Origin of the sequence: Arthrobacter vasquezii, from assembly GCF_029455255.1 — a bacterium.
GTDB classification, from domain to species: Bacteria; Actinomycetota; Actinomycetes; order Actinomycetales; family Micrococcaceae; genus Arthrobacter_D; species Arthrobacter_D parietis.
In genome coordinates, this window is the sequence record NZ_JAROKN010000113.1 from 1 (window position 1) to 2,341 (window position 2,341).

Consider the following 2,341-nt stretch of genomic DNA (forward strand, 5'->3'; position numbering starts at 1 on the left):
ATATCACAAAGACTTCAGGAATCATGAAACTACGTCACAAATCGTTCCACCCATCAAAACCCGGACCTTCGCCAGATCCCGCGCGGAATGGAGGCCAGCTGCTCATGGATGAACCTGCGGGATTCCAGACAGACGACGGTCGTTCGACCACTTCAACCTGCAGCCAAAGCCGCGAAATTCTCCGGTTTCAGGCGCTCTGGCGGTCACCGCGAACCGAAGCTGAAAGTGAAATCAGCTCCGAATTCGCCAAGCCGGCCTGCTGCTGATCGACGTTGGAGACTGCAGGATGAAGAGAAACTATGACGTTCTCCAACGCGGCGCGAAGGTTCTGATTAGCCAGCCCGGTGGACCGATCGAATTCTTCCTCTTCTGCCTCCAGAGTCGACAGGAGTTGCCGGCCGATAGCAGTGAGCTCGACCAGGAGGACACGGCGGTCCTCTTGGTCACGCACCCGGTGCACAAAGCCTCGCAGCTCCAGCCGCTCCACGGTCTTGCCCACAGTCTGCGGCTGAATATGCAGCACGGCGGCCAGGCGGGCCTGGGCAACCGCCGATCGATCGGAGAGGACCCGCAACAGAGTCAGGCCGGAGTGGGTGATCCCATGGGCTTTCAGCCGCTCGTTCTCGTAGCGTTCGTTCATCCGGGCTGCCGTATTGAGCAGCCGACCGATCGACCATGAGTTGATTTCCACTGGTTCCCAACTTCCCTTTGTGCCAGCCCGGTCACCTCACTCGCGGGCTGTTGATAGGTAAGCCTACTGATGGTGGCCCTATTTCACCTGAGTATTATGCCGTGGTTTCACACAAGAAACGCTCAACCCTGGACAAGCCGGATCAGGGGAGCGTCCTGTTCGTCCAGTTCAGCATCGCGGCGGTCAAGTTCATCCGTAAGTTCTTCCTTGCGGATTTCCGTCTCGAACGACGGCGTGCCGTCCCGAACGTATTCAAGGTCAAGCTCGCGGTGCACCTTGCTGTTGAGGATCTCCACCTCAGTGAGCGCGAGCTCACTGAGGTCTTCGGGGAATGGGTCAGAGGGGCCGAGTTTGGAACTCAAAGTAATCGCCTATCGATCAGCACTTTCGGGCCTGCTTCTGGACCCCAGCCCGAGATGTGAAATCTCGTGGCAGTCAGAATCATAACCGTCCCGCAATCCTGATGCGTTTCACGTGGATTAAGAGTGCGTAGCACTACTCAGCATCCGGCGGCTTTCGCTGCGAGACAGTAACAGTCCGCGCCCGTCCAAACCCATTTCACCTGACCCGACTCGCGCCGTGAGCCCACGAAGCTCGCGCCCGGGATCAACGGTTGAGAATTTCTTCCTGGACGAGGCGGGCCAGGTCCTTGAGGAACTGCCCGTCTTCGACGGAAAAGTCGCGTGGTTTCTGATCGATGACGCACAGTGTGCCCACGGTCCATCCACCGGGTCCCCGTAAGGGGTAACCGGCATAGAAGCGGATGAATGGCTCGCCCAGCACGAGTGGGTTCTGCCGGAACCGTTCGTCCTCAAGTGCATCATTGATGATGAGCGGGCCGGCGTTCCGGACCGTCGTATCGCAGAAAGTGATCTCCCGCGGCAGATTCTGCTCAATCGGCCCAAGCACTGATTTGAGAAACAAGCGCCGGTCATCGAGCAAAGCGATGATTGACGAGCTGACCTGGAAGTGCTCCTTTGCCTGTTGCGTGTACCGATCAAACCGGGCCTCGGGGAAGGAGTCCAGTAAGCGGGTCCGGTCCAATGCGGCCAAGCGTTCATTCTCCTGTTCGACGGCGCTGAACAGGAATGCCCCTGCCGCACCGAGTCCCCGTCGCGGGTCCCTGTCAGGGGAGTCGGCGTCGCTCTCGGAATGAACCGGTACACGGGTCTGCACCGTTGTCAGCTCAAGCAGTTCATTGGCGGCTTCGGCCAGAAGATTTCGTTCCAGAGACGGCAATGACAGTTGGCCCGTCAGGTAGCACTGCACCTCGAACGCTGAGATGCCGCCTCCAAGTCCGTAGTAACGGATCCACAGATCCTCAACACTCAACTCCGCCTCAGACAAAGCCGTGGACGTCATGTCAATCTGCACTTGCTCGTTCAACGTACCTCCAGGGCAATCCAACTAGCGATCCCAGCAGCAGCCGAGCGGTAGGAAGCAGGAGGCTGGGATGATAAGCGTGCTGATCATCCCAGCCTAGACGCTTTTCGTCAGGTGAGGGGAATGACCTCGTAGGTATGGCCTGCCGCGCGAAGCCGCTCAACCAGGACGTCGCCGAGGGCGGTCGCCGGGGTCAGCGATCCTGCCGCGGGCGGCAGGCGGTCGCCGTCGAGGGCAAGCGAGAGCGCTGGAGGAACGTTGAACGAG

3 protein-coding genes are annotated in these 2,341 nt (G+C 59.3%); all 3 read right to left on the reverse strand.

Annotated elements, in window-relative coordinates; genetic code table 11:
* Positions 1–187: 187 nt before the first annotated feature.
* A complete protein-coding gene (locus tag P4U43_RS17795; RefSeq protein WP_277359931.1) occupies positions 188–691 on the reverse strand; it encodes a MarR family winged helix-turn-helix transcriptional regulator in 504 nt (167 codons plus the stop codon).
* 122 nt (positions 692–813) lie between these two features.
* The gene (locus tag P4U43_RS17800; RefSeq protein WP_277359932.1) at positions 814–1,053 is read right to left on the reverse strand and encodes a hypothetical protein; all 240 of its coding nucleotides are present in this window, start codon (positions 1,051–1,053) and stop codon (positions 814–816) included.
* A gap of 244 nt (positions 1,054–1,297) precedes the next feature.
* A complete protein-coding gene (locus P4U43_RS17805) occupies positions 1,298–2,077 on the reverse strand; it encodes a GAF domain-containing protein (RefSeq protein ID WP_277359933.1) in 780 nt (259 codons plus the stop codon).
* Positions 2,078–2,341 lie beyond the last annotated feature (264 nt).